The sequence below is a fragment of the Flavobacterium gilvum genome, from assembly GCF_001761465.1.
Taxonomy (GTDB): Bacteria; Bacteroidota; Bacteroidia; order Flavobacteriales; family Flavobacteriaceae; genus Flavobacterium; species Flavobacterium gilvum.
The window spans coordinates 883,431-904,523 of sequence record NZ_CP017479.1; the positions used below are offsets into that span (position 1 = coordinate 883,431).

23 protein-coding genes are annotated in these 21,093 nt (G+C 33.9%); 6 read left to right on the top strand and 17 right to left on the bottom strand.

The window, feature by feature from the left end; all coding sequences use genetic code 11:
• Positions 1-7: 7 nt before the first annotated feature.
• The 12 genes from atpG to EM308_RS03770 all read right to left on the bottom strand — a co-directional run bounded on the left by atpG (position 8) and on the right by EM308_RS03770 (position 11,224).
• Positions 8-865 carry an ATP synthase F1 subunit gamma gene (gene atpG / locus EM308_RS03715; RefSeq protein ID WP_035636065.1) on the bottom strand — a complete coding sequence of 286 codons (858 nt, stop codon included), beginning with the start codon at positions 863-865 and terminating at the stop codon, positions 8-10.
• An 88-nt stretch (positions 866-953) separates the two neighbouring features.
• The gene (gene atpA, locus EM308_RS03720) at positions 954-2,531 is read right to left on the bottom strand and encodes a F0F1 ATP synthase subunit alpha (protein WP_035636063.1); all 1,578 of its coding nucleotides are present in this window, start codon (positions 2,529-2,531) and stop codon (positions 954-956) included.
• 40 nt (positions 2,532-2,571) lie between these two features.
• On the bottom strand, positions 2,572-3,105 hold the full coding sequence (atpH, locus tag EM308_RS03725) for an ATP synthase F1 subunit delta (protein WP_035636061.1): 534 nt from the start codon (positions 3,103-3,105) through the stop codon (positions 2,572-2,574).
• 2 nt (positions 3,106-3,107) lie between these two features.
• Positions 3,108-3,608, bottom strand: a complete 501-nt coding sequence (locus tag EM308_RS03730; RefSeq protein WP_035636059.1) for a F0F1 ATP synthase subunit B — start codon at positions 3,606-3,608, stop codon at positions 3,108-3,110.
• 121 nt (positions 3,609-3,729) lie between these two features.
• Positions 3,730-3,924 carry an ATP synthase F0 subunit C gene (atpE, locus tag EM308_RS03735; RefSeq protein WP_007808444.1) on the bottom strand — a complete coding sequence of 65 codons (195 nt, stop codon included), beginning with the start codon at positions 3,922-3,924 and terminating at the stop codon, positions 3,730-3,732.
• Between the two features lie 106 nt (positions 3,925-4,030).
• Positions 4,031-5,185, bottom strand: a complete 1,155-nt coding sequence (atpB, locus tag EM308_RS03740) for a F0F1 ATP synthase subunit A (protein WP_035636057.1) — start codon at positions 5,183-5,185, stop codon at positions 4,031-4,033.
• Between the two features lie 120 nt (positions 5,186-5,305).
• Positions 5,306-5,698, bottom strand: coding sequence for a DUF6168 family protein (locus EM308_RS18215; protein ID WP_035636055.1), 393 nt, complete (start codon positions 5,696-5,698; stop codon positions 5,306-5,308).
• A complete protein-coding gene (locus EM308_RS03750) occupies positions 5,698-5,931 on the bottom strand; it encodes an AtpZ/AtpI family protein (protein ID WP_035636053.1) in 234 nt (77 codons plus the stop codon). Before EM308_RS03750 ends, EM308_RS18215 begins: the two co-directional genes overlap by 1 nt.
• Entirely contained in the window at positions 5,918-6,304 is a 387-nt protein-coding gene (locus tag EM308_RS03755; protein WP_035636050.1) for a bactofilin family protein, read from the bottom strand. The genes EM308_RS03750 and EM308_RS03755 overlap by 14 nt, the downstream gene beginning before the upstream one ends.
• Positions 6,305-6,306: 2 nt before the next feature.
• A complete protein-coding gene (porW, locus tag EM308_RS03760) occupies positions 6,307-8,931 on the bottom strand; it encodes a type IX secretion system periplasmic lipoprotein PorW/SprE (RefSeq protein WP_035636126.1) in 2,625 nt (874 codons plus the stop codon).
• A gap of 86 nt (positions 8,932-9,017) precedes the next feature.
• Positions 9,018-9,713 (bottom strand): ABC transporter ATP-binding protein, encoded by a 696-nt coding sequence (locus tag EM308_RS03765; RefSeq protein ID WP_035636048.1) that lies wholly within the window; start codon positions 9,711-9,713, stop codon positions 9,018-9,020.
• 47 nt (positions 9,714-9,760) lie between these two features.
• Positions 9,761-11,224 carry a DUF5687 family protein gene (locus EM308_RS03770; RefSeq protein WP_035636046.1) on the bottom strand — a complete coding sequence of 488 codons (1,464 nt, stop codon included), beginning with the start codon at positions 11,222-11,224 and terminating at the stop codon, positions 9,761-9,763.
• A gap of 133 nt (positions 11,225-11,357) precedes the next feature.
• Here EM308_RS03770 and EM308_RS03775 point away from each other — a divergent pair, with 133 nt between their 5' ends.
• A complete protein-coding gene (locus EM308_RS03775) occupies positions 11,358-12,410 on the top strand; it encodes a ferredoxin--NADP reductase (RefSeq protein ID WP_035636044.1) in 1,053 nt (350 codons plus the stop codon).
• Positions 12,411-12,586: 176 nt separating this feature from the next.
• On the top strand, positions 12,587-13,009 hold the full coding sequence (locus EM308_RS03780) for a hypothetical protein (RefSeq protein WP_035636042.1): 423 nt from the start codon (positions 12,587-12,589) through the stop codon (positions 13,007-13,009).
• Positions 13,010-13,099: 90 nt separating this feature from the next.
• On the opposite strand, the gene EM308_RS03785 is transcribed toward EM308_RS03780, so the two are convergent.
• Complete coding sequence (locus EM308_RS03785) at positions 13,100-14,095, bottom strand: glycosyltransferase family 9 protein (protein WP_035636124.1); 996 nt, start codon at positions 14,093-14,095, stop codon at positions 13,100-13,102.
• Positions 14,096-14,140: 45 nt separating this feature from the next.
• On the bottom strand, positions 14,141-14,746 hold the full coding sequence (locus tag EM308_RS03790; protein ID WP_035636039.1) for a DUF4254 domain-containing protein: 606 nt from the start codon (positions 14,744-14,746) through the stop codon (positions 14,141-14,143).
• Between the two features lie 90 nt (positions 14,747-14,836).
• On the opposite strand from EM308_RS03790, the gene upp reads away from it, so the two are divergent.
• On the top strand, positions 14,837-15,490 hold the full coding sequence (upp, locus tag EM308_RS03795) for a uracil phosphoribosyltransferase (protein ID WP_035636036.1): 654 nt from the start codon (positions 14,837-14,839) through the stop codon (positions 15,488-15,490).
• On the opposite strand, the gene EM308_RS03800 is transcribed toward upp, so the two are convergent.
• Entirely contained in the window at positions 15,485-16,414 is a 930-nt protein-coding gene (locus tag EM308_RS03800; RefSeq protein WP_035636033.1) for a DUF6427 family protein, read from the bottom strand. The two genes, upp and EM308_RS03800, sit on opposite strands and share 6 nt — an antisense overlap.
• A gap of 146 nt (positions 16,415-16,560) precedes the next feature.
• On the opposite strand from EM308_RS03800, the gene EM308_RS03805 reads away from it, so the two are divergent.
• Positions 16,561-16,791 carry a DUF6341 family protein gene (locus EM308_RS03805; RefSeq protein WP_035636030.1) on the top strand — a complete coding sequence of 77 codons (231 nt, stop codon included), beginning with the start codon at positions 16,561-16,563 and terminating at the stop codon, positions 16,789-16,791.
• A 64-nt stretch (positions 16,792-16,855) separates the two neighbouring features.
• Here EM308_RS03805 and purD read toward each other — a convergent pair whose 3' ends face one another.
• The gene (purD, locus tag EM308_RS03810; RefSeq protein WP_035636028.1) at positions 16,856-18,130 is read right to left on the bottom strand and encodes a phosphoribosylamine--glycine ligase; all 1,275 of its coding nucleotides are present in this window, start codon (positions 18,128-18,130) and stop codon (positions 16,856-16,858) included.
• 134 nt (positions 18,131-18,264) lie between these two features.
• Between purD and EM308_RS03815 the strand changes: the two genes are divergently transcribed.
• Both EM308_RS03815 and EM308_RS03820 read left to right on the top strand, forming a co-directional pair.
• Positions 18,265-19,584, top strand: coding sequence for a phenylacetate--CoA ligase family protein (locus tag EM308_RS03815; RefSeq protein WP_035636025.1), 1,320 nt, complete (start codon positions 18,265-18,267; stop codon positions 19,582-19,584).
• A 202-nt stretch (positions 19,585-19,786) separates the two neighbouring features.
• Positions 19,787-20,317 carry an ORF6N domain-containing protein gene (locus tag EM308_RS03820; protein ID WP_035636022.1) on the top strand — a complete coding sequence of 177 codons (531 nt, stop codon included), beginning with the start codon at positions 19,787-19,789 and terminating at the stop codon, positions 20,315-20,317.
• A gap of 4 nt (positions 20,318-20,321) precedes the next feature.
• On the opposite strand, the gene EM308_RS03825 is transcribed toward EM308_RS03820, so the two are convergent.
• Positions 20,322-21,092: a glycosyltransferase family 2 protein gene (locus EM308_RS03825; RefSeq protein WP_035636019.1), complete on the bottom strand. Its 771-nt coding sequence runs from the start codon at positions 21,090-21,092 to the stop codon at positions 20,322-20,324.
• Between the last annotated feature and the right edge of the window lies 1 nt (position 21,093).

A 21,093-nucleotide genomic window follows, 5' to 3' on the forward strand; every position in this document is an offset into this window, starting at 1 on the left:
TTAAAACTTATCCTTTCAAGGCTTCAGCTCCACCAACAATCTCAAGGATTTCATTAGTAATAGCGGCTTGACGTGCTTTGTTGTAAGTCAATTTCAATTGATTTCTTAATTCGGTAGCATTGTCAGTTGCTTTGTGCATCGCAGTCATACGAGCTCCGTGCTCTGAAGCAAATGAATCGCGAACACATTTGTACAATTGCGTTTTCAATGCTTTTGGAATCAAAGTCAACACGATTTCTTCCTTAGCAGGTTCAAAAATATAATCTCCTGCAGAAGCTTTATCTGATTGAACAGGTGCTAACGGTAAAAATTGTTCTGTTTGTACAATTTGTGTTGCAGCATTTTTAAATTGATTGTAAATCAATTCTATTCTATCATATTCTCCAGCAAGGAATTTTTGAGTTAACGTTTTTGCGATATCGGCAACATTTTCAAATGTTAAGTTATCAAAAACTGAACTTTGATTATCTATTACAGTAGCCGTTTTAGATAAAATATCGTTTCCTTTTTTTCCTATAGCAAAAACATCTACCTGTTTACCGGCATAATATTCAGAACGGTTTTTAGCTTCCTTAATTACATTCGCATTAAAAGCACCACACAAACCTCTGTTTGAAGTTATGGCCACGATTAAAACTTTTTTTACTTCACGTTGTGTAGTAAATTCTCCTCCAACATCACCATCAAGTGAAGCAGAAAGATTCTGTAATAATTCCGTTAATTTTTCGGCATAAGGGCGCATTGCCGTGATTGCATCTTGTGCTTTCTTTAGCTTTGCTGCAGAAACCATTTTCATTGCCGATGTAATTTGCATCGTAGATGAAATGGAAGTAATTCTATTACGGATTTCCTTTAAGTTTGCCATTTGTTAATTAGAAAATGTGATAATTTGAGAATTAGATAATTAGAATAAGTAAAACCTTTTCTAATTATCTAATTCACGAATTATCTAATTAGTTATATTTCGCTGAAACTTCTTTTGCAACAGCCTCAAGTACGTCTGTAATTTCGTCTGTTAATTTTCCTGCTTTCAAAGCATCAAGAGTATCTCTATGCTTATTGTTCAAGAATTCCAAGTAATCTTTCTCAAATTCTTTCACTTTATTCACAGGGACATTTCTCAATAAGTTTTTAGAACCGGCATAGATAATAGCAACTTGGTCTTCAACAGTATAAGGATCGTTCAAATCTTGTTTCAAGATTTCAACGTTTCTTTTTCCTTTTTCGATCACGTTCAAAGTAACAGCATCAAGATCAGAACCAAATTTAGCGAACGCTTCCAATTCACGGAATTGAGCTTGGTCAAGTTTTAATGTACCTGATACTTTTTTCATTGATTTAATTTGAGCATTACCTCCAACACGAGATACAGAAATACCTACGTTAATAGCTGGACGAACCCCAGAGTTGAACAAGTCACCATCCAAGAAAATCTGTCCGTCAGTAATCGAAATTACGTTTGTTGGAATATATGCAGAAACGTCACCCGCTTGTGTTTCGATAATTGGTAAAGCTGTCAAAGAACCTCCTCCTTTTACAATTCCTTTTAAAGAATCTGGCAAGTCGTTCATGTCTTTAGCGATACTATCATCAGCAATCACTTTACAAGCTCTTTCTAATAAACGAGAGTGTAAGTAGAAAACGTCTCCAGGATATGCCTCACGTCCCGGTGGTCTTCTTAACAAAAGAGAAACCTCACGGTAAGCAACTGCTTGTTTAGACAAATCATCATAAACAATCAAAGCTGGACGACCAGAATCTCTAAAATATTCTCCAATTGCAGCACCTGCCATAGGAGCATAAACTTGCATTGGAGCTGGATCAGAAGCATTTGCAGCAACAATCACTGTATAAGCCATAGCTCCTTTTTCTTCCAATGTTTTTGCGATAGCAGCAACAGTTGAAGCTTTTTGACCAATAGCTACGTAGATACAAAATACAGGTTTTCCTGCATCGTAAAATTCTTTTTGATTTAAGATGGTATCAATACAAACGGTAGATTTACCTGTTTGACGGTCACCGATAACAAGCTCACGTTGTCCACGACCAACTGGGATCATAGCATCAACTGCTTTAACACCTGTTTGCAAAGGCTCAGTTACTGGCTGACGGAAGATAACTCCAGGAGCTTTTCTTTCCAAAGGCATTTCGTATAATTCTCCAGTGATTGGACCTTTACCATCAATTGGCTGACCAAGAGTGTTAACAACACGTCCAACGATTCCTTCTCCTGTTTTAAGGGAAGCGATACGTTGTGTTCTTTTTGCTGTAGATCCTTCTTTGATTCCTGTTGAAGGTCCCAAAAGTACTACACCAACATTGTCTTGTTCTAGGTTCAAAACGATTGCTTCTAAACCGTTTTCGAATTCAACTAACTCACCATATTGAACATTTGAAAGCCCATAAATAAGAGCAATACCATCTCCAACTTGAAGCACTGTCCCCACTTCCTCTAGTGTAGCACCAGATTCAAAACCTTCTACTTGCTTTCTTAATATTGCTGAAATTTCAGCTGGTTTGATTTCCGCCATCTTAATTTATAATTTAGACACTTATGTGTAATAAAACTAATTAATTACTTAACTCTCTTTTTAATATTTGTAATCTGTTGGCAACAGAAGCATTGTATTGCTGATCGCCTATTCTTAATATAAATCCACCGATAATTGAAGGATCTACAGTATTTTCGATTGTTATTTTTTTATCAGAAAGTGTTGCTATTTTAGCCAAAACTTTAGCTTCAAGCGCCGCATCCATAGCAACGGCTGTAGTTACTTTTGCTACTTCAACATTATTCTTGATATCAAACAATTTGCTGTATTCTGCAGCGATAACATCAAGGATTTCGAATCTTTTGTTTTCAAATAACAAATGAAGCAAACCTTTGGTTACATTATCAACACCAGCAAAAACTTCTAAAAGTGCTTTCTCTTTCACTTCTACTTTAATGGTTGGATTTTGAATAAAAGTACTCAATTCCTCATTACCTTTAATCGTCGAAGCAATAGATTTCATGTCATTATTTACAGCTTCAGATACCCCTTTTGTATTGGATAAATCTAAAATTGCGGTTGCATAACGAATTGCTGCTCTAGTACTTGCCATGATTAGTTCAATTTTACGTCACCTAACAATTTCTCAACCAATTTTGTTTGAGCTTCTTTGTTAGACAATTCATCTTTTAATAATTTTTCAGCAATACTTAAAGACAAAGTTGAAACTTGTAATTTCAATTCAGCCATAGCTGCATTTTTTTCGCTTTCGATAGCAACTTTAGCTTGGTCGATCATTTTTTGACCTTGAGCCTGAGCTTCAGTTTTTGCATCCTCAACCATTTTATCTTTCATTTCACGAGCATCTTTAAGCATGTTATCACGCTCCAATCTTGCTTCTTGCAAAATACGTTGGTTGTCAGCTTGCAAGTTTTGCATTTCTTTTCTAGCGTTTTCGGCAGAAAGCAATGCATTTTTAATTCCTTCTTCTCTATCGTTTACGGCATCAAGAATAGGTTTCCAGGCAAATTTTTTCAATAACAATATTAACCCAACAAATATCAATACTTGCCAGAAAAACAAACCGAACTCAAACTGATTTATTAACTTTTCCATTTTTTATAAATTGTAAATTGTATTTTAAAAATAAAATTTAATCTGTTTACTATAATTTTCAATAATTAATTAAAACAATAGTTACAACCAACCGTTGCAACTATTGTTTTTTTAGTTTTAATTAAGATGCGAATAACGCAGCAAAACCAATACCTTCAATAAGTGCAGCAGCGATAAGCATAGCAGTTTGGATTTTTCCAGAAGCTTCTGGTTGACGAGCGATAGCGTCCATTGCTGAACCACCGATTCTACCAATACCTAAACCTGCTCCGATAACGATTAAACCTGCACCAATAATGTTTGGAATAGTTGTCATAATAAATATGTATTAAAAATTAAAAATTCTTTGTTGGGTTTATGTTTTATTGTCTATGGTTTATTGTTGCGAAACAACAAACTCTAAACAACAAACAATAAACATTTTAGTGATGAGCTTCCTCATGGTGATGTTCTTCTACTGCTGAACCGAAGTACAAAGCAGACAGCATCGTGAAAATATATGCTTGTAAAAATGCCACTAATATCTCAAGAATAGAAAGCGCAAATGACAATCCAAATGATAAAGGGCTTCCTATCCAACTTTTGAAAATAAACATTAGTCCAATAATGCTCATCAATACAATATGTCCTGCAAAAATATTAGCGTACAAACGTATCATCAATGAGAAAGGTTTGATTAAAACTCCCAATAACTCAATTGGAGCCAAAACCAGACGCATCACTTTTGGTACACCAGGCATCCAAAATATGTGTCCCCAATAATTTTTGTTGGCAGTAAAGTTTGTGATTAAAAAAGTAAGGATTGCTAATGAAAAAGTAATTGTAATATTTCCGGTAGCGTTAATACCAAAAGGCATTAAACCAAAAATATTCAAAAACAAAATAAAGAAAAAGATAGTCAGTAAATAACTCATATATTTCTTATAATGTTTCTCGCCAATATTTGGTATTGCAATTTCGTCACGGATAAATAATACAAGCGGCTCAAAAATACGGGAAGCTCCAGAAGCGATTCCATTATTTTTTACATAGGATTTTGCTAAACTTGTAAAAATTAAAAACATCAAAACAGCCGCAATCATGATTGACAAAACAGTTTTTGTAATTGAAAAATCCAAAGGACGCACGTTTGTAGGATGTCCTGTTGCTTCGTCTTCGGTAAGTGTACCGGCTGCATCTGTTTTATATATTTTCCCGTCGTGGTGATTTAATACGTAGTAATTTCCGTTTGACTCAACAACAGCTTCTCCGTGTTCAAATTTTGAAGAAGAGAAAACCTGCAATCCATTATCCCAAAGAATAACTGGTAATGAAAAACCATAATGTTCCCCTGTAACGTCATCTTGGAAAAAAGAAAATTCGTGAGAATCTAAAACGTGGTGTTTTACAAATGCTTTTACTTTAGACTTCACATCTGTTGGTTCAGCATGTGCTTCATGGTTTGCTTCAGCCCCTTCGTGTGCTACTACTTTTTCTACAGCCGTAGTATCAGTTTCAGTATTCGCAATACTTTTAAAAGGAAGACATATAACGAAAGTCGCTATAATAAATCTAAGTGCTTTGTTGGAAATCACCATATCTCTTGAATAACTTATTTTTTAACGATTCTAAAATTTGGCGCAAAGGTACATTTTTTATTAATACTCAAAAGCAAAAAAAAAGTATTTTTTTAAGATTTGGGTACACCCAAAAAATGTTTACCTTTTTTCATTCACCAAGTGTATCGTAAAAAGAGTCTCAATTATTAAGAAAACAATAAATAGGATGAAAAAATTTATCTTCTCGGTTGGATCTGCTGATTTTTGAACGTGTAATATTGGTCGCAAAATCAAATAACAAAAAATCATCTTTATACTTGTAGCCAACATAAATGACATTCCAACATTGTCAAAACTCCTTTTTTTGACTATCAATAAAACCATGAAAATAATTGCAGAAAAAGAAAAGAAAAATAAATAAAGCATTTCCAATGAATAATGAAAAGACTCCTGGTTGATGCCTAAACTATGGAAAACCGTTTTGTGGATAGCGTACAATAGGAATGCAATTCCCAATAAAGTTAAAAATGGGAGAATTTTTTTAAGAATCATTATAGTTTTTTATTGATTTCGTTTACTTGCCGAATTACATTATATAATGCCACAAAAACCCCTACCAACACCAGTATTTTTACATAATATACTTTTGGGCTTGGATGATTTTCATCAAGCCAGTTTCCTAAATAAGAAAAGAGGAAAATGATAGCACCCATCTGGATTGGGATATTAATTAATGCCAACCATTTATTATAGTTGTTTTTTTGGGGATCTTTATTCGTTGGCACTTTTTGTCCCTTTAGAATTATTTGTCAACATAACGCAAGTTGCATTAAAAGTGGCTCCGGGTTCAACAGATAGTTTGCCAATAACCGCCTCGCCAATAATACTGGCTGATTCTTTAACATTTAAAATTTCCTCTACCTGAATTTTACCTTCAAATTTTCCTTCAATATCTGCCGTATTGCAAATAATATCGCCCTTGATACTACCTGCTGGCCCAATTACCAGTTTACCTTTTGAAGTAAAATTTCCTATCAGTTCACCATCCAATCTAAAATCGGCTGGGGAAACTATATCACCATGAATAGTGGTTCCTTCTACAATTCTGTTGGTTTTTCCTAAAAGATCTGTGTAGGATTTTGGTTTTTTATCAAACATAATTACGATTTTTTTAGTGAAAGAAACTCATCAAAATTTTTCTTAATCTGGACGATTTTATAATTTTCGTTTGAAATAACAACTCCAGGCTGGTTTATTTTATATTTCTCATTTTCGGCAAAAAGCGCCACTATGAATTGCGCATACGATTCTGAATGAATGCCTTGTATTGTTATGAAACTTTCTTTTTCAGTATAAGATTCACAACTGTATTTTAGCTTCTCTACATTTTCATTGGCCAAAAATAAAAGCAATTTTTTCTCGATTGCAGCTTCAGTTTTGGTGTCATATTTATCAATCCTGAAAACCACTTTCCAATTTTTGTTATCAACCGTGCTGAAACTCATTTTTTCCAAAAGCGGAATCTGCGTTTTAAGAATTTCCATCGCATCTTTTCCTTCTTTACTGTTCGCATAATTATCAGCCACATATTCTATCGCTTTTTTATAAGCATCCAATCCTTGTGTTTTTCCGATATTATACGCTTTCAGCAACTCAAATTTTGGCACTATGGCTTCTCCTGCAAAATGGCTGATCAAACCATCTATTCTCTCCGAAACCAAACCGAAATTTTCCTGCTCATAATATCGGTACAGTCTTTCATACTCCGCTTCGGGAGAATCACTGGCCGTAACCTTCTGAAGTTTTGAGTTCGTGATAATTTGTGCATAACGGGAATCCGGATATTGACTCACAATCTCGCTCTTGATTGCGGCAGCCTTATTCGGATTGTTTATCTCATATATCTTATATAAGTTGTATTTTGTAGGTGGAATTAATTTTTCTTCTGGATGGAATGTCAGCAGTTTTTCCAATCGGTCTACGGCAAGATCATATTCCTTGAATTTTTCTTTGTAAATAACCCCTAATTGATAATAAATCTCATTTCTCTCTTTAACGATACTGTCAATGGCTGTCTGTGATTTTGGCAATTGTTTCAAATAATAATCTGTAGTGTACTTTTCATTTACTTCAGAAACCGCAACTTCCTTACTGGCATCCTGCTGTGGAACTGCATCGGTATTTGCTAAATTAGTATCTGAAGTGTTTGCTGCTGAAACTCTCCAATACCCATTTTGTGATCTGTTCCCCCATATTTTTTGAAATTCCAATTTCCCATAAGCGACCGTGTTTGGGTTATAAAAATAAAATACATTCGAAGCTGCTGTCGGACTATTATTAGAAGGTAGTGCAAAAGCTGGCGGGTTTATCTTTTGGCCATTTTGAGTTGGAGTCGCATCATTTTGCATTTTACCCGCTGTATTTAATGCAATATTCCCTTCTATTTTCTTTTGTTTTTCTTCAAGCAATTTTTTCAGTTCATCACTGCTTTTTAATTTTTGAATATAATTTTCATAATAAATTACTCTGTCCGAGTTGTTTAAGGAAGCAACGTAAATAATACTATCGTTTCGTTTGGCAATGGTTTCATTGACAATAGCTTCATCAAGATTTTTTCTGATTTTTGAAATCTGAAGGTATTCTCTGGTCTTTGGATTCAGCAATTCCAAACACTTGTCATAGCTTTTGGCGGCCAAAGGATAATCCGTATGCTTAAAGTATAAATTCCCAATATTTCTGTAATTCGAAGCATTCAAATAGGAGTCTTTGGATTTGGTGTCCAAAGAAGCATTATAAAACTCCAATGCCTTTTCCTTATCATTATTATTATCGTAAAAAATTCCGATACTGTGGTAAATCACGTCAAGATAGGGTCTGTTTTCTCTGTCTTCCATAATTTTTTTGGATTTTTTGACAAATAAATCATAGTCTTCCCCCTGATAATTATTAAGCTTTGCTTTTTTGGCGTAAGCCTGAATAACAAATTTTCTTTCGGCCTTTCTATTCATATCAATCACCTTCTGATAAAAATAAATGGCGCTGTCTTTTTGGCCTGCTTCTTCATACAATTGCCCCAACAAAAAAGAATAACGTTCTTTTTCTTCGTTAATTTTGGTAAAATCATTCGCCAATTTTAACTTAACAATTGCGCTGTCTTTTTGTTCTAAATTCAAAAAAGCACTTGCCAAAATTGCGTTTGCATTGGCAAATTCTTGTTTTTTTAAATCGTTGTCTTTGATGAGTTTTGAGGTGTTTTTTATCGCCAAAGCATCATTTCCCAAACGGACATTGGTTTTTTCACGCCAAATTTTAGCACTGTAAATATTACTGCTGTTGGGATATTTATATAGAATATAATTAAACGCGTCTAAAGCCGGTATGAATCGTTGATCATAATATCTTGATTTTCCAAGCAATAAATAAGCTTCATCGATTTGGTAATTTTTTTCGTTGCCACCAATGTTCATCGAATGTTTTTGAATGGCTTTGGTTGCCTTTCCTTCGGCTATTTCAAAATTGGCATTTTTGGTTTTTCCGTCAACGGGTACATCTTCATTAGACTGCATTTTCTCAACAGGCAGCCGTTTCCAGAAATCTTCGACTGTATTGTCATTGACCTCTTTTACACCTTTATCCAAAGCAATTTGTCCATTATACAATATGTTGAGTTTTGTGCTTAACGCATGGGAATTTCTGGCCAAAAAAGTATCTTTCTTGGTAGAACATGCTATCAAGAAAGACACTGATACTGTGACTAAAATGTATTTTGAAGTAGTTCTTTTCAAAGGAAAACGTTTAAGCATTAAACTTGCAAAAAAAGAATTTAGTATAATGACTTGTAAAAATACGTTTCTTTTTGTAAAATATTAATTTAAACAGCAAAAAACAATTCCAATTCCTGTAGCGTTTCTTTGGAAGTCATCATGTCTTTGACCAATTCTCCTTTGCTGAGTACAACGATTCTGTCGCAAACATCAACTGTATGCTGCAAATCATGACTGGAAACTAATATTGTAATGTTTGGGTTTTCGGACAATTCTTTAATTATTTTTTTTAACCGAATTACCGTTGTTGGATCCAAATTGGCAAAAGGTTCATCCAGAATAACAACTTCGGGATTCCCTATTAATGTTGCAATGATTCCCACCTTTTTTTGATTTCCTTTGGATAAATCACGTAAATATTTTTTGTTTTTAAGGATTTCGCCATTAAAAAATTCTTCGTGCTTAGTCAATAACGCATCGACATCGGCTTTGTTTTGACCTCTCAAATCGCCGATGAAATAGAAATATTCTTCGGGAGTTAAATAACCTATCAAAAAGCTCTCGTCCAGAAAAGAAGCTGTAAAAGGTTTCCAAGATTCACTGTTATTTACCTGAATTCCATGATTTAAAATATGTCCTGTTGTGGGCTGAATTAAATCCAATAATAAACTGAAAAAAGTGGTTTTCCCCGCTCCGTTATTACCCACCAACCCAAAACTTTGTCCTTTTGGAATTTCCAGTGATTCTATTTTCAATACGGTGGTCACATTATATACTTTGGAAAGCTTATTTACTTGTATCATTTTTTTAAGTTTAATCGTTAATTTGTTGATTCGGTCAATTTATCTAATTAACTTTTTTGTTTGTAAGCCTCAATAGTTTTGTATTTCTCCTTTAAATAAATTTTTTCTATCATCGAAAAAACTATATTTCGGAACATAAACCCCAATACACCTGCCAATGCCACAAAAGCCAAGCCCAGTTTTGGATTCATTATGTGGGATCCCAACCAATATAATACTAATGGCAAAACCAATTTTGGTAAAGAAAGTAACATTGTATTTATGTTAAAGCTTTTTTTGTCTCCAAAAGCCCCTTTGGACATTGATAAATCGATAGGCGTTTTCGTAAAAGCCCCGCCCAACAACACCAAATGGGAGTTTACTCCAATATTATAAATGGCTCCTGCGACTATTGTGAGATATACCTGCCATCCAAAATAGAGATAAAAAGATGCCAAAATTGTGGAAATAAATGTACCTATAACAATAAGCCACCATTTTGAATTCAAATAGCCACGATACGGAATATTCTGTGTCATCATCAACTGATAATACGAGCTGTCCCAACTTGGAACAAACTGACCGAAAGTGAATAAAAATCCGCCCGAAACAAAAATCCCTGCAAAAATCTGCATAACCGGCGGCTGATGTGAATGACTGTTAAAAAATATCAGCCCATAGAACAAGAACATTATACTAAAACCAACAGTAGATTTTGAACGTTTATTTCTTTTAATTAATTTGATGTCATTTTTCAAAAATGTTCCCAATGTTCCAAACTGATTCAGCCAAGTAAGATTCTCTGTTTTGGCAACATCATTTTTCACAGATAATCCTGCGTCCAAATACAAATCACCTTTCAGATAATTATACGTCCAAAAATACAATCCCGACAACACCAAAACCGGAATCATAAAAACCCATTTGGTATGGAATAAACCCTCAAAAAATGGATAAGTATAAAAGGTAATATCAAAAAGTCTGTAATATTGACAAGCTCCCAAAATGACTATTATCCCAAGAAAAATTCCCAATAAATTGTCTTTGTTATTCAGTATAATGTTCAAAAAATTATTGCAGTAAACCAATGCAAAAAGAGCCATCCCCCATAATAGAACACTAATCACATCGTAGCCTTCGTACATCAAAACGGCACAAAAAGGAAGGAAGAAAAAACCATGCACCAAATTGAAAAATGACAATGCCGTTTTGCCCAATGAAAAATGTACAATTGTTGTTCTTTTAAATGGTAAAACCAATAAAGGCCGAATATTCATAACCGGAATTGCCTGCAACAAAAGCCGAATAATCAAGTCTATCAAAAAATAATACACCAGAAATTTATTTACCGTAACCAATGGTTCCAAGCCCATTTCTCTTAGAATATAAAAACTTCCTATTCCCAATGCCAGAAAAACAAACGTAAAATAAGCTACCAGAAATCCAATCAGAATTTTCAAGGCCAAACTCTGCGCGAAAGACGCCGATCGCGTAAAAGATTTCCATTCTAGATAAATAAATTTTGCAATCATCGTTTAGTATTTGATTTTCAAATAAGTAGTTAAAAGTAGGAAAATGTTACAAAATATATTCGAATAAAAGTGAATTATATCAAATTCTTTCAATCCTAAATAGTTTTATTACTTTTGCAAAAAAAACAGTCTCATGCCAAATTTTCTTAAACTGATTGTAAAAGAAGTAAAACGCGAAACCAATGATGCCGTTTCGATACTTTTTAATGTCCCCGAAGAATTAAAATCCAATTATACTTTCATAGCCGGTCAGTACGTAAACTTACGTTTGACGTTGGACAATACCGAAATCCGTCGTGCCTATTCTATTTGTTCGGCTCCCGGAAGCAGTGAATTGCGAATTGCGGTAAAAGCTGTAAAAGATGGTCTTTTTTCACAATTTGCAAACAATAAATTAAAAGCCGGTGATGTGCTTGAAGTGGGAAAACCAGAAGGAAAATTCACTTTTGAACCAGAAATCGACCGTCAAAAAAATTATATTGCTTTTGTGGCCGGAAGCGGAATTACTCCTGTTTTGTCCATTCTGAAATCGGTTTTGAAAAACGAACCTAAAAGTTCATTTGTTTTGGTTTATGGAAATAAAACACCAGAGCAAACCATTTTCCATCAGGAACTACACGATTTACATCAGCAATATGTAGGTCGCTTGTTTATACATTATGTTTATAGTCAAGCTAATGTCGAAAATGCTTTGTTTGGCAGAATTGATAAATCTGTGGTGAATTTTGCCTTAAACAATAAACACGCAGCATTGGATTTTGAAAAATTCTACCTGTGTGGTCCAGAAGACATGATTAATTCTGTTTCGAGTGTTTTGAAAGAAAAAAATGTGAAAGACTCGGCAATAAAATTTGAACTTTTCAAAACCTCTTCACACGAAAACACTATTCAGGAAGCATTAGTAGGACATTCTAAAATCACCGTTCTAGTCGATGATGAAGAAACGACTTTCGAAATGTCATTAAAACAAACCATTCTTGAAGCAGCATTAAAACAAGGCGTAGACGCTCCGTATTCCTGCCAAGGCGGAATTTGCAGCAGCTGTCTCGCTCGTGTTACAGAAGGTGCAGCATTGATGAGGAAAAATTCTATTCTTTCTGACAGCGAAATTGAAGAAGGACTAATCCTTACTTGTCAGGCTCATCCTACGACTCCAACAATACGTGTGGATTATGATGATGTTTAAAAAACTATCTAAATAATAAACGAAAACTCCGCTGAAAAGTGGAGTTTTTTGTTTTAAAATATCTTGATTTTTACTATATTAGTAGTGCATTTACAGCAATCCTATTCTTCTTTATTAAGGATAAATTTAATTGAATCGCATTTGATAATAATACACTAACTAATATACCAAAAACCATGAAAATCCTTCACTACGTTCATCTCCATTTTATTTTGCTTTTTGTAACAACTGCTTTACTATGTACTCTCGTTTTAATTCAAATAACGAAAAAACAGAAAAAGACAAAACAGCTTACAAAAGAGAAATATCAATCAACAATGATTGGGAAAATGCTAGAAATAGCACGAATTGACACAAGTATTTTTAATATTTGGCCGTATGTAAGTAATTTACAAACGAACAAAGTTCTATCGAACAAAATCAAAGAACGCGAATTGATTCATAAAGTCTATAGAGATTCTACTCAAGAATTCGAACACGTTCTACTATCTACAGAAAAAGAAAATAATTTTGTTGTAATTGTCGTAGACAAAAAGAAAAAGAAAATAATGGGTCATTATCTTCTTGACCAAGATGGAAAATATGACTTAGTGGCTTAGACTCTTTTGGTAAAATTTAAGCATTTGTCAAAAATCACAATTGAAAGCATTATACCTCTTGGAGTATGATGCTTTATTTTTTTGAACTGCTTAAATTTTTGAAACCACTTTGTCAACAGTAATCGTCCGCATGGCATCATCATAACCTTCCACCTTTTTATTTCCATAAACGGATGTGGGTAATTTTGGATACAAATTTCTGTCCGAAACCAAAGCGTTTTCCAATGGCTGATTAAACGGCGAAAAACCGGTAAAAGGATGCGTTGCTCCCCAAAGTGTAATCACTTTTACACCAAGCATCGCAGCGATATGTGCATTCCCGGAATCCATAGAAAGCATTACATCAAGATTACTGATGAGTTGTAATTCTTGCTGAAACTTGATTTTTCCTGCCACAACAATCACATTTTCTTTGTCGTCAGAAAAGGAATTTAAAAGTTCAATTTCCTTTTTACCTCCTCCAAAAAGCAAAATTTTATTCGTTTTAATTGATGCTAATTGGTCGATGACTTGTTGCATTAAATCCAAAGGATAAACCTTGGAATCATATTGAGCAAAAGGTGCAATTCCGATCAATTTTTGGTTGTTTTCACCAATCAAAGTAATTATTTCATTGTCTAAATCTGCTTTCTTCGGAAATATTGGATTGGTTAAATCGACCACAAAACCAAGTTGTTCAAAGACTTTAACGTGTCTTTCAAACATTGTGGTTTGTTGTTTGAAAATTTTGTTTTCGGGACGCGTCAATTCCTTCTTCCCTTTTCTTCCTTTGTCAACCGAAGCCACTTTTTTTCCGCTTACAGCAAAAAGGGTCCGAACGACTTTGGAACGTAAAACATTATGTAAATCGGCGAAAGCATCAATTTTTAATGTTTTCAAATCCTGATACAATCGCAGTAATCCCAAAGAACCTTTGTGTCGTTCTTTTTCATCAAAAGCAAAAAAAGAAAGATTGGGAATTCCTTCAAAAAAAGGTTTAAAAAAAGGTCTGGAAACAACTGTGATTTTTATTTTTGGATTTTGTTGTACAAAAGCCCTTAAAACAGGAACCGTCATGGCGACATCTCCCATTGCGGATAGTCTCATGACGGCTATATGTTGAATTTTTGAAGACAAATTTGTTTCCAAAAATTACTTTTTATTTTGATACAAAACAGGATTCAAATCATCGTCATTGTACATTTTCATCTGTTTGTACACTTTCATGAATTTATCACCATTTTCGATATCCTTCAATAAATCTTCGATTGCTGTAGATAAATCGCTTCTTTGTTCCAACAATATATTCAATTTTGCCTGACATTTATCTCTATGATCCTGTGAAGCTTCGGCACGAGTTGCTTCTTCATTCATGTGATAAATTTTCAAGGCCAAAATAGACAATCTATCGAATGCCCATGCTGGACTTTCAGAATTGATTTTGGCATCATCTTTTACCACAATATGGCTGTATTTTTGAAGAAAATAACTATCGATATATTCAACCATATCTGTACGCTCCTGATTTGAAGCATCGATTCTTCTTTTTAAAGTCAAAGCAGCCACCGGATCAATGTTCGGATCACGGATAATATCTTCAAAATGCCATTGCACAGTGTCAATCCAATTTTTTAGATACAACAAATGTTCAAATTTATCTTTTGGATAAGGATTGTTTATCGGTTGATCTACATTATCAAACTGATGATAATCTTTTATACTTTGCTCAAATACAGAATAAGCTAATTTTGAAAACATATCTTTAATGATTTTAGAAATACAAAGATACTTTTTATACTTTTATGGCATAAAAAAAACTTCACATATTAAGTTCTTAATATTAAAATTATGGAAGTACATTATTTGTCAGAAAAGAATAGTGTTTTAAATCACTTTCTAGGTCAAATCAGGAATGTCAATGTCCAAAAGGACAGCATGCGTTTTCGTAGAAACATTGAACGTATTGGCGAAATTATGGCTTACGAAATGAGTCAGTCTTTTGTCTACAAAGACATTGAAATAACAACTCCGCTAGGTGTTAAAAAAACGACAGAAATTGCCGATCAATTGGTCATTTGTTCTATTTTAAGAGCCGGTTTAGCGTTACACCAGGGCTTTTTGAACTATTTTGACGACGCCGAAAACGGATTCATTTCTGCCTACAGGCATCATCCAAACAATGATGATTTCTTTGATATATTGGTTGAATACCAAGCTATCCCAGATATTAATGGAAAAAATCTTTTGCTGGTGGATCCTATGCTAGCAACAGGACAATCCCTGGTAGCTGTTTTTAATCGACTAATGGAAAGAGGCACTCCAAAAGAAATTCATATTGCCGTGACTATTGCTGCGCCCGAAGGCATTGCATACCTACAAGAGAACTTACCCGAAAATTGTCATCTTTGGGTTGCCGATCTTGATGAAAAACTCAACGACAAAAGTTATATTATTCCGGGACTTGGAGATGCCGGAGATTTGGCTTACGGTTCTAAATTATAACTGCGAAAAGAAAGTAAAAACGCTACAGGCCATAAGAACAAATAGAACGATTTCCTCTTTCAATTGCGGTTTCGATATTTCGATATGCGCTGTAGCCATTATTGCCAGTGGTGCAAAAGTAAAAACCAGTAATTCGTTGCTTTTATTGGCTGATAAAACAAAAACCAAAATTCCAATAAAAAACGAAGCTATCACTTTTTTATAAGAAGAAAGCAAAACCAACGGTCTGCTGGATAAAGTTGAAACCATTGATACCAAAAAAAACAAAGCAACTGTCGCATAAATAGAAAAGGCAGCATTTTGATAATTATTTGTAAAATAATCTAAACTCAGGCTTATTTTGCTGGTCTTTTGCAAAAAAGCTATACTATGAAAATCCAAAATTAAAGAGCAAGAAACAAATAATATGGTTACTGCAAAAAGGGCTATAAAAGGAATAACCCAGTTTCTATAATCTCTGGAAACGTGGAATATTACCGATATAAAAACCAAAAGAATGTACAAAATACTCCAAAACTGAAATAAGGCCGCAACAAAAATCCATAATGAAGCATCAAAAAGCTTCTCTTTGGTCTCTTTCAAACTTTGCAAAGAAACTAATCGTCTGATGGCTAATAAAACAAAGAAATTAGACAAAATCAGATTTGAGTTATTCAATATTTTTGGAAAAAAAAGCAAAAATAAAAAATAAAAAAAAGCAGTATAAGTACTGTCTCTACTCAATCCGTTGCGTTTTGAAATAAAACTGTCAAGGAAAATTGTTGCCAATAAAACCAATAACAATCCAGTCCTTTGCAAAATAGAAATAATTGATTTTGCCCAAGAAACATCCTGGATTTGGTAAAGAAAAAAGAAAACCAGCATTAAAATTACCACCAAAGAAAAATTAAATGGTGTAGATTTTTTAAAAACACTTGTTATCATAAGGATATTTTATACTTTTGTGACTGTAAATATAATACTTGTTTAAAAAGGAATAGAACAAGATTAAAAAAGATTCAATAGAAATTTGTTTTTTTTGACGTCTAAAATTCCAAAACCAAAATAACTAAAAATAAAAGAGATACGTTATGACATCATTTTTTGAAGGAATTCAATACTTATTTGTAAACATTTTATTCGCTCCTTTAGATTTTTTACGTTCATTAGAACTAAAAACCTGGTTTGGTGCCAATACCATCAACTGGATTTTCATGATTATCTGTGCTGTTGCGATCGTTTATTGGACAAAACAATTGAAATTGCACAAGGAAAACGGAGAAGATTTTCAAGATACTACTGCTCATTCTTTTTTGGAATAATAACAGTATCAAAATAAAACCAAAACACGAATTGAATAGTTTTCAATTCGTGTTTTTTTATGTCTTAGATTAAATCAAATCCGATATCTTTTCTGAAATTCATTTTATCAAAATGTATTTTGCTCACATTTTGATACGATTGGTTCAAAGCTTCCTGGAAATTGTCTCCGTACGAAGTAATCGCCATAACCCTTCCGCCATTGGTAACTACATTGCCATTATCAAGTTTGGTTCCTGCATGGAAAACAATAGAGTTTTCAACATTCTCCAAACCAGTAATTACTTTCCCTTTTTCAAAATCTTCCGGATATCCGCCAGAAACCATCATTACTGTCGTTGCACTTCTTGGATCTACTTCAAGATTGAAATCTCCTAATTTTTCATTGGCTACCGCCAAAAACAATTCCACCAAATCCGATTTTAGTCTTGGAACAACGACTTCAGTTTCGGGATCACCCATTCTCACATTGTATTCAATAACAATCGGTTCGTTATTTACGTTGATCAATCCAATGAATACAAAACCTTTATATGGAATTCCATCTTTTTGAAAACCTTCAATAGTTGGTTTTACAATTCGGGTTTCAATTTTTTCCATCAACACAGCATCCACATAAGGAACCGGAGAAACCGCTCCCATTCCGCCTGTATTCAATCCGGTATCGCCTTCACCAATACGTTTGTAATCCTTGGCCGTTGGCAAAATTTTATAGCTTTTCCCGTCTGTCAAAACAAAACAACTCAATTCTATTCCGTCAAGGAATTCTTCTATAACCACTTTGGAACTGGCGGCACCAAATTTTTGGTTTACCAGCATATTTCTTAATTCGGTTTGTGCTTCAGCCAAATCCTGAATAATCAAAACTCCTTTTCCAGCGGCCAATCCATCTGCTTTCAATACATAGGGAGATTGCAATGTTTCAAGGAATTTGCATCCATTTTCCACCGTTTCGGCAGTAAAACTATCATATGCCGCCGTTGGGATTTTATGTCTCATCAAGAATTCTTTGGCAAACTCTTTACTTCCTTCCAATGTTGCTCCAATTTTTGAAGGCCCAATTACCGGAATCTCTTTTAAATCCTGATCGTTCAGGAAAAAATCATAAACTCCTTTTACCAATGGATCTTCTGGTCCTACCACCACCATTTTAATATTTTCCTTGATAACCAATGCTTTTATAGCCTCAAAATCGGTGGCACTTATATCAACATTTTTTGCAATTTGAGCAGTTCCCGCATTTCCTGGTGCTACAAAAAGGGTGTCACAAAGCGGACTTTGAATCATTTTCCATGCAAAGGCATGTTCTCTTCCTCCTGATCCTAATAGTAAAATATTCATGGCGTAGTTTTATAAAATTGTCGTGCAAAAATAATCCGTTTTGAACGTAAAAAATAATTATATTCTAAAAAGTTAACGTTTGAGCCTTAATAGTGACAGCTAAATAGTATTTTTGAGAAAATTTATTTTTGCAAATGCTCAAACTATTTGACTTAACGCTTCAAATTAATGGTTTCCCAATGAAGGAAGCCAAAGCTGAATTGCAAAAGATTCTTGCCATTCCTGAGGAAAATTTTGAAGATTTTATCGAACAGAAAAAAAGAGAAATCGTCAATTTTCATTTAAAAAACAATCCTTTTTACAAAGAATTGGCTCAGACAGCATCTTTTCAAAACTGGAATGATTTACCCATTTTGAACAAACAAAATTTGCAGAAACCCTTGAAAGAAAGGCTTTCTTTGGGCTGCACTGAAAAAGCTGTTTACCTCAACAAAACTTCGGGTTCTAGTGGACATCCTTTTATTTTTGCAAAAGATAAATTTTGCCATGCTTTGACTTGGGCTTCCAATATTTATCGGTTTGGGTGGTACGGAATCGATTTTAACTCTTCCTATCAAGCGCGTTTTTATGGTATTCCATTGGATTTTATCGGAAAACGAAAAGAACGTTTCAAGGATTTTTTGAGCCATCGGTATCGATTTCCTGTTTTTGATTTATCTGATGAAATTCTGGAGAAATTTTTGCAAAAATTCAAAACCAAAAAATTCGATTATATCAATGGTTATACCTCATCCATTGTTTTGTTTGCCAAATTTTTACAGCAAAAAAACATCGTTTTAAAAACCATTTGCCCCACTCTAAAAGTATGCATGGTTACCTCCGAAATGCTTTTTGAAAAAGATAAACTGCTATTAGAAAAGCAATTTGGCATTCCCATCGTCAATGAATACGGAGCTTCGGAACTGGATTTGATTGCGTTTCAAAATCCCAACGGAGAATGGCAGGTCAATTCAGAAACACTATTTGTCGAAATTCTGGACGAAAACAATCAAGTTGTTCCAAACGGAACTTCGGGACGAGTCGTTATTACTTCGCTTTTCAACAAAGCGCATCCATTCATTCGATACGAAATTGGAGATATTGGAATTTTGGACGAAAAAAGCACACCAAAAATACCTATTCTCAAAAAATTAATTGGTCGTACCAATGATGTTGCTATTTTACCAAGTGGCAAAAAATCGCCCGGTTTGACTTTTTATTATGTGACCAAAAGCATCATCGAAGACGATGGAAACGTAAAAGAATTTGTCATTAAACAAACAAAAATTGATTCTTTTGAAATTGATTATATTTCAGAAAAAGAATTGGATTCGGTTCAAATTCAAAAGATTAAAGAAGCCATTGATCTTTATCTGGAACCCAATTTGAATTTTCATTTTACACGAAAATCCGTTTTGGAAAGAACCAATCGTGGCAAATTAAAACAGTTCACTTCATTTTTACAACGTAAATAAATTCGTATGTTTGTCGTTTGAATTAACAAATGATGAGCGACCTATCTTTACTTTCTAAAGAAATTATTTCCCCCTGATTTTATATTTACGAATTGGAGGTCGCAAATTACGGCCTCCAAATTGAATCTTGAAGTCACGCATTGTGACTTCAAAATGTTTAAGGTCACAAATTGTGACCTTAAAGAAAATTAAAAAATAATTTATGGAAAATGAAATACTGATTTCTGATGAATTGATTTCTAATAAAATTTACTTTATTAGAAATCAAAAAGTGATGCTCGATATTGATTTAGCAATACTCTATGGAATTGAGACAAGAGTTTTGAAACAAGCAGTTAAAAGAAACTTTTCTCGATTTCCCGCTGATTTTATGTTTGAACTTTCGAAAATAGAATACGATTCTTTAAGATCACAATTTGTGATCTTAAAGAATGGAAGAGGACAACATCAAAAATATTTACCTTCTGCATTCACTGAACACGGAGTTCTTATGCTGTCTAGCGTGCTGAAAAGCGACAAAGCCATTCAGACCAACATTCAAATCATGCGTATTTTTACTAAAGTAAGACAAATGCTTTTGGATAACACCGAAATTAAAATTGATATTCTTCAGATTCAGAAAAAGTTGGAAAACCATGATAAAAACATCGAATTGGTCTTTTCTTATCTGGATGAATTGAGCGATAAAAAAGAAAATGAACAACCAAGAACAAAAATTGGTTACAAAAAATGATTGTCTAAATCTTCTTAATGTATCGAGGTTTTATCAATAACTGTGTGAATAAAAACCCAATCATAATAAACAAAGAAACTACATAAGTAAAACCATGAAAACTTCTATAAACGGCAAAATTATGTTTCAGCAAATCCACTTTTGAGGCCGAGAGCGAATTGTCTCTGATACGATACCAAGCCAAACTTTCGGGTACGGGTTTTGCCTTTTTTATTTTTTTTAAAATACTAAGCCAAACTAACCAATCTTGACGCTTTCGTGTGGAGGAAATGGCAATTTTTTCAAAATAATTCTTCTCATAAATACCTGTAAGATTGCCTACATAATTACAAAAAAACAGTTGGCGATACGAGAGTTCTTTCGGTGCTTCAACGCGTCTATTTAATGGATTTCCTTCTTCATCCATGCAATCATAAAAGGAGAATGTAAAATGTTGTTTATTGTCTTTTAAAAATTGAAGTTGTTTTTCGAGTTTTAACGGTTTCCACAAATCATCAGCATCCAAGAAAGCAATATAATCGCCTTCGGTTTTGGACAGGGCTACTTCTCTGGCTATTCCGGCACCTGAATTCTTGGGCAGTTGAAAAAAACGAATTCGTTCATCATTGGCAACAAAATGTTCAATAATAGATGCTGTTTGATCTGTAGAACAATCATCTACAATAATCATTTCCCAATTTGGATACGTTTGATTTTGCACTGACCGAATAGTATCAGCAATAAATTTCTCAGAATTAAACGATGGAGTGATTATCGATACAGCTGCTTTTGCCATT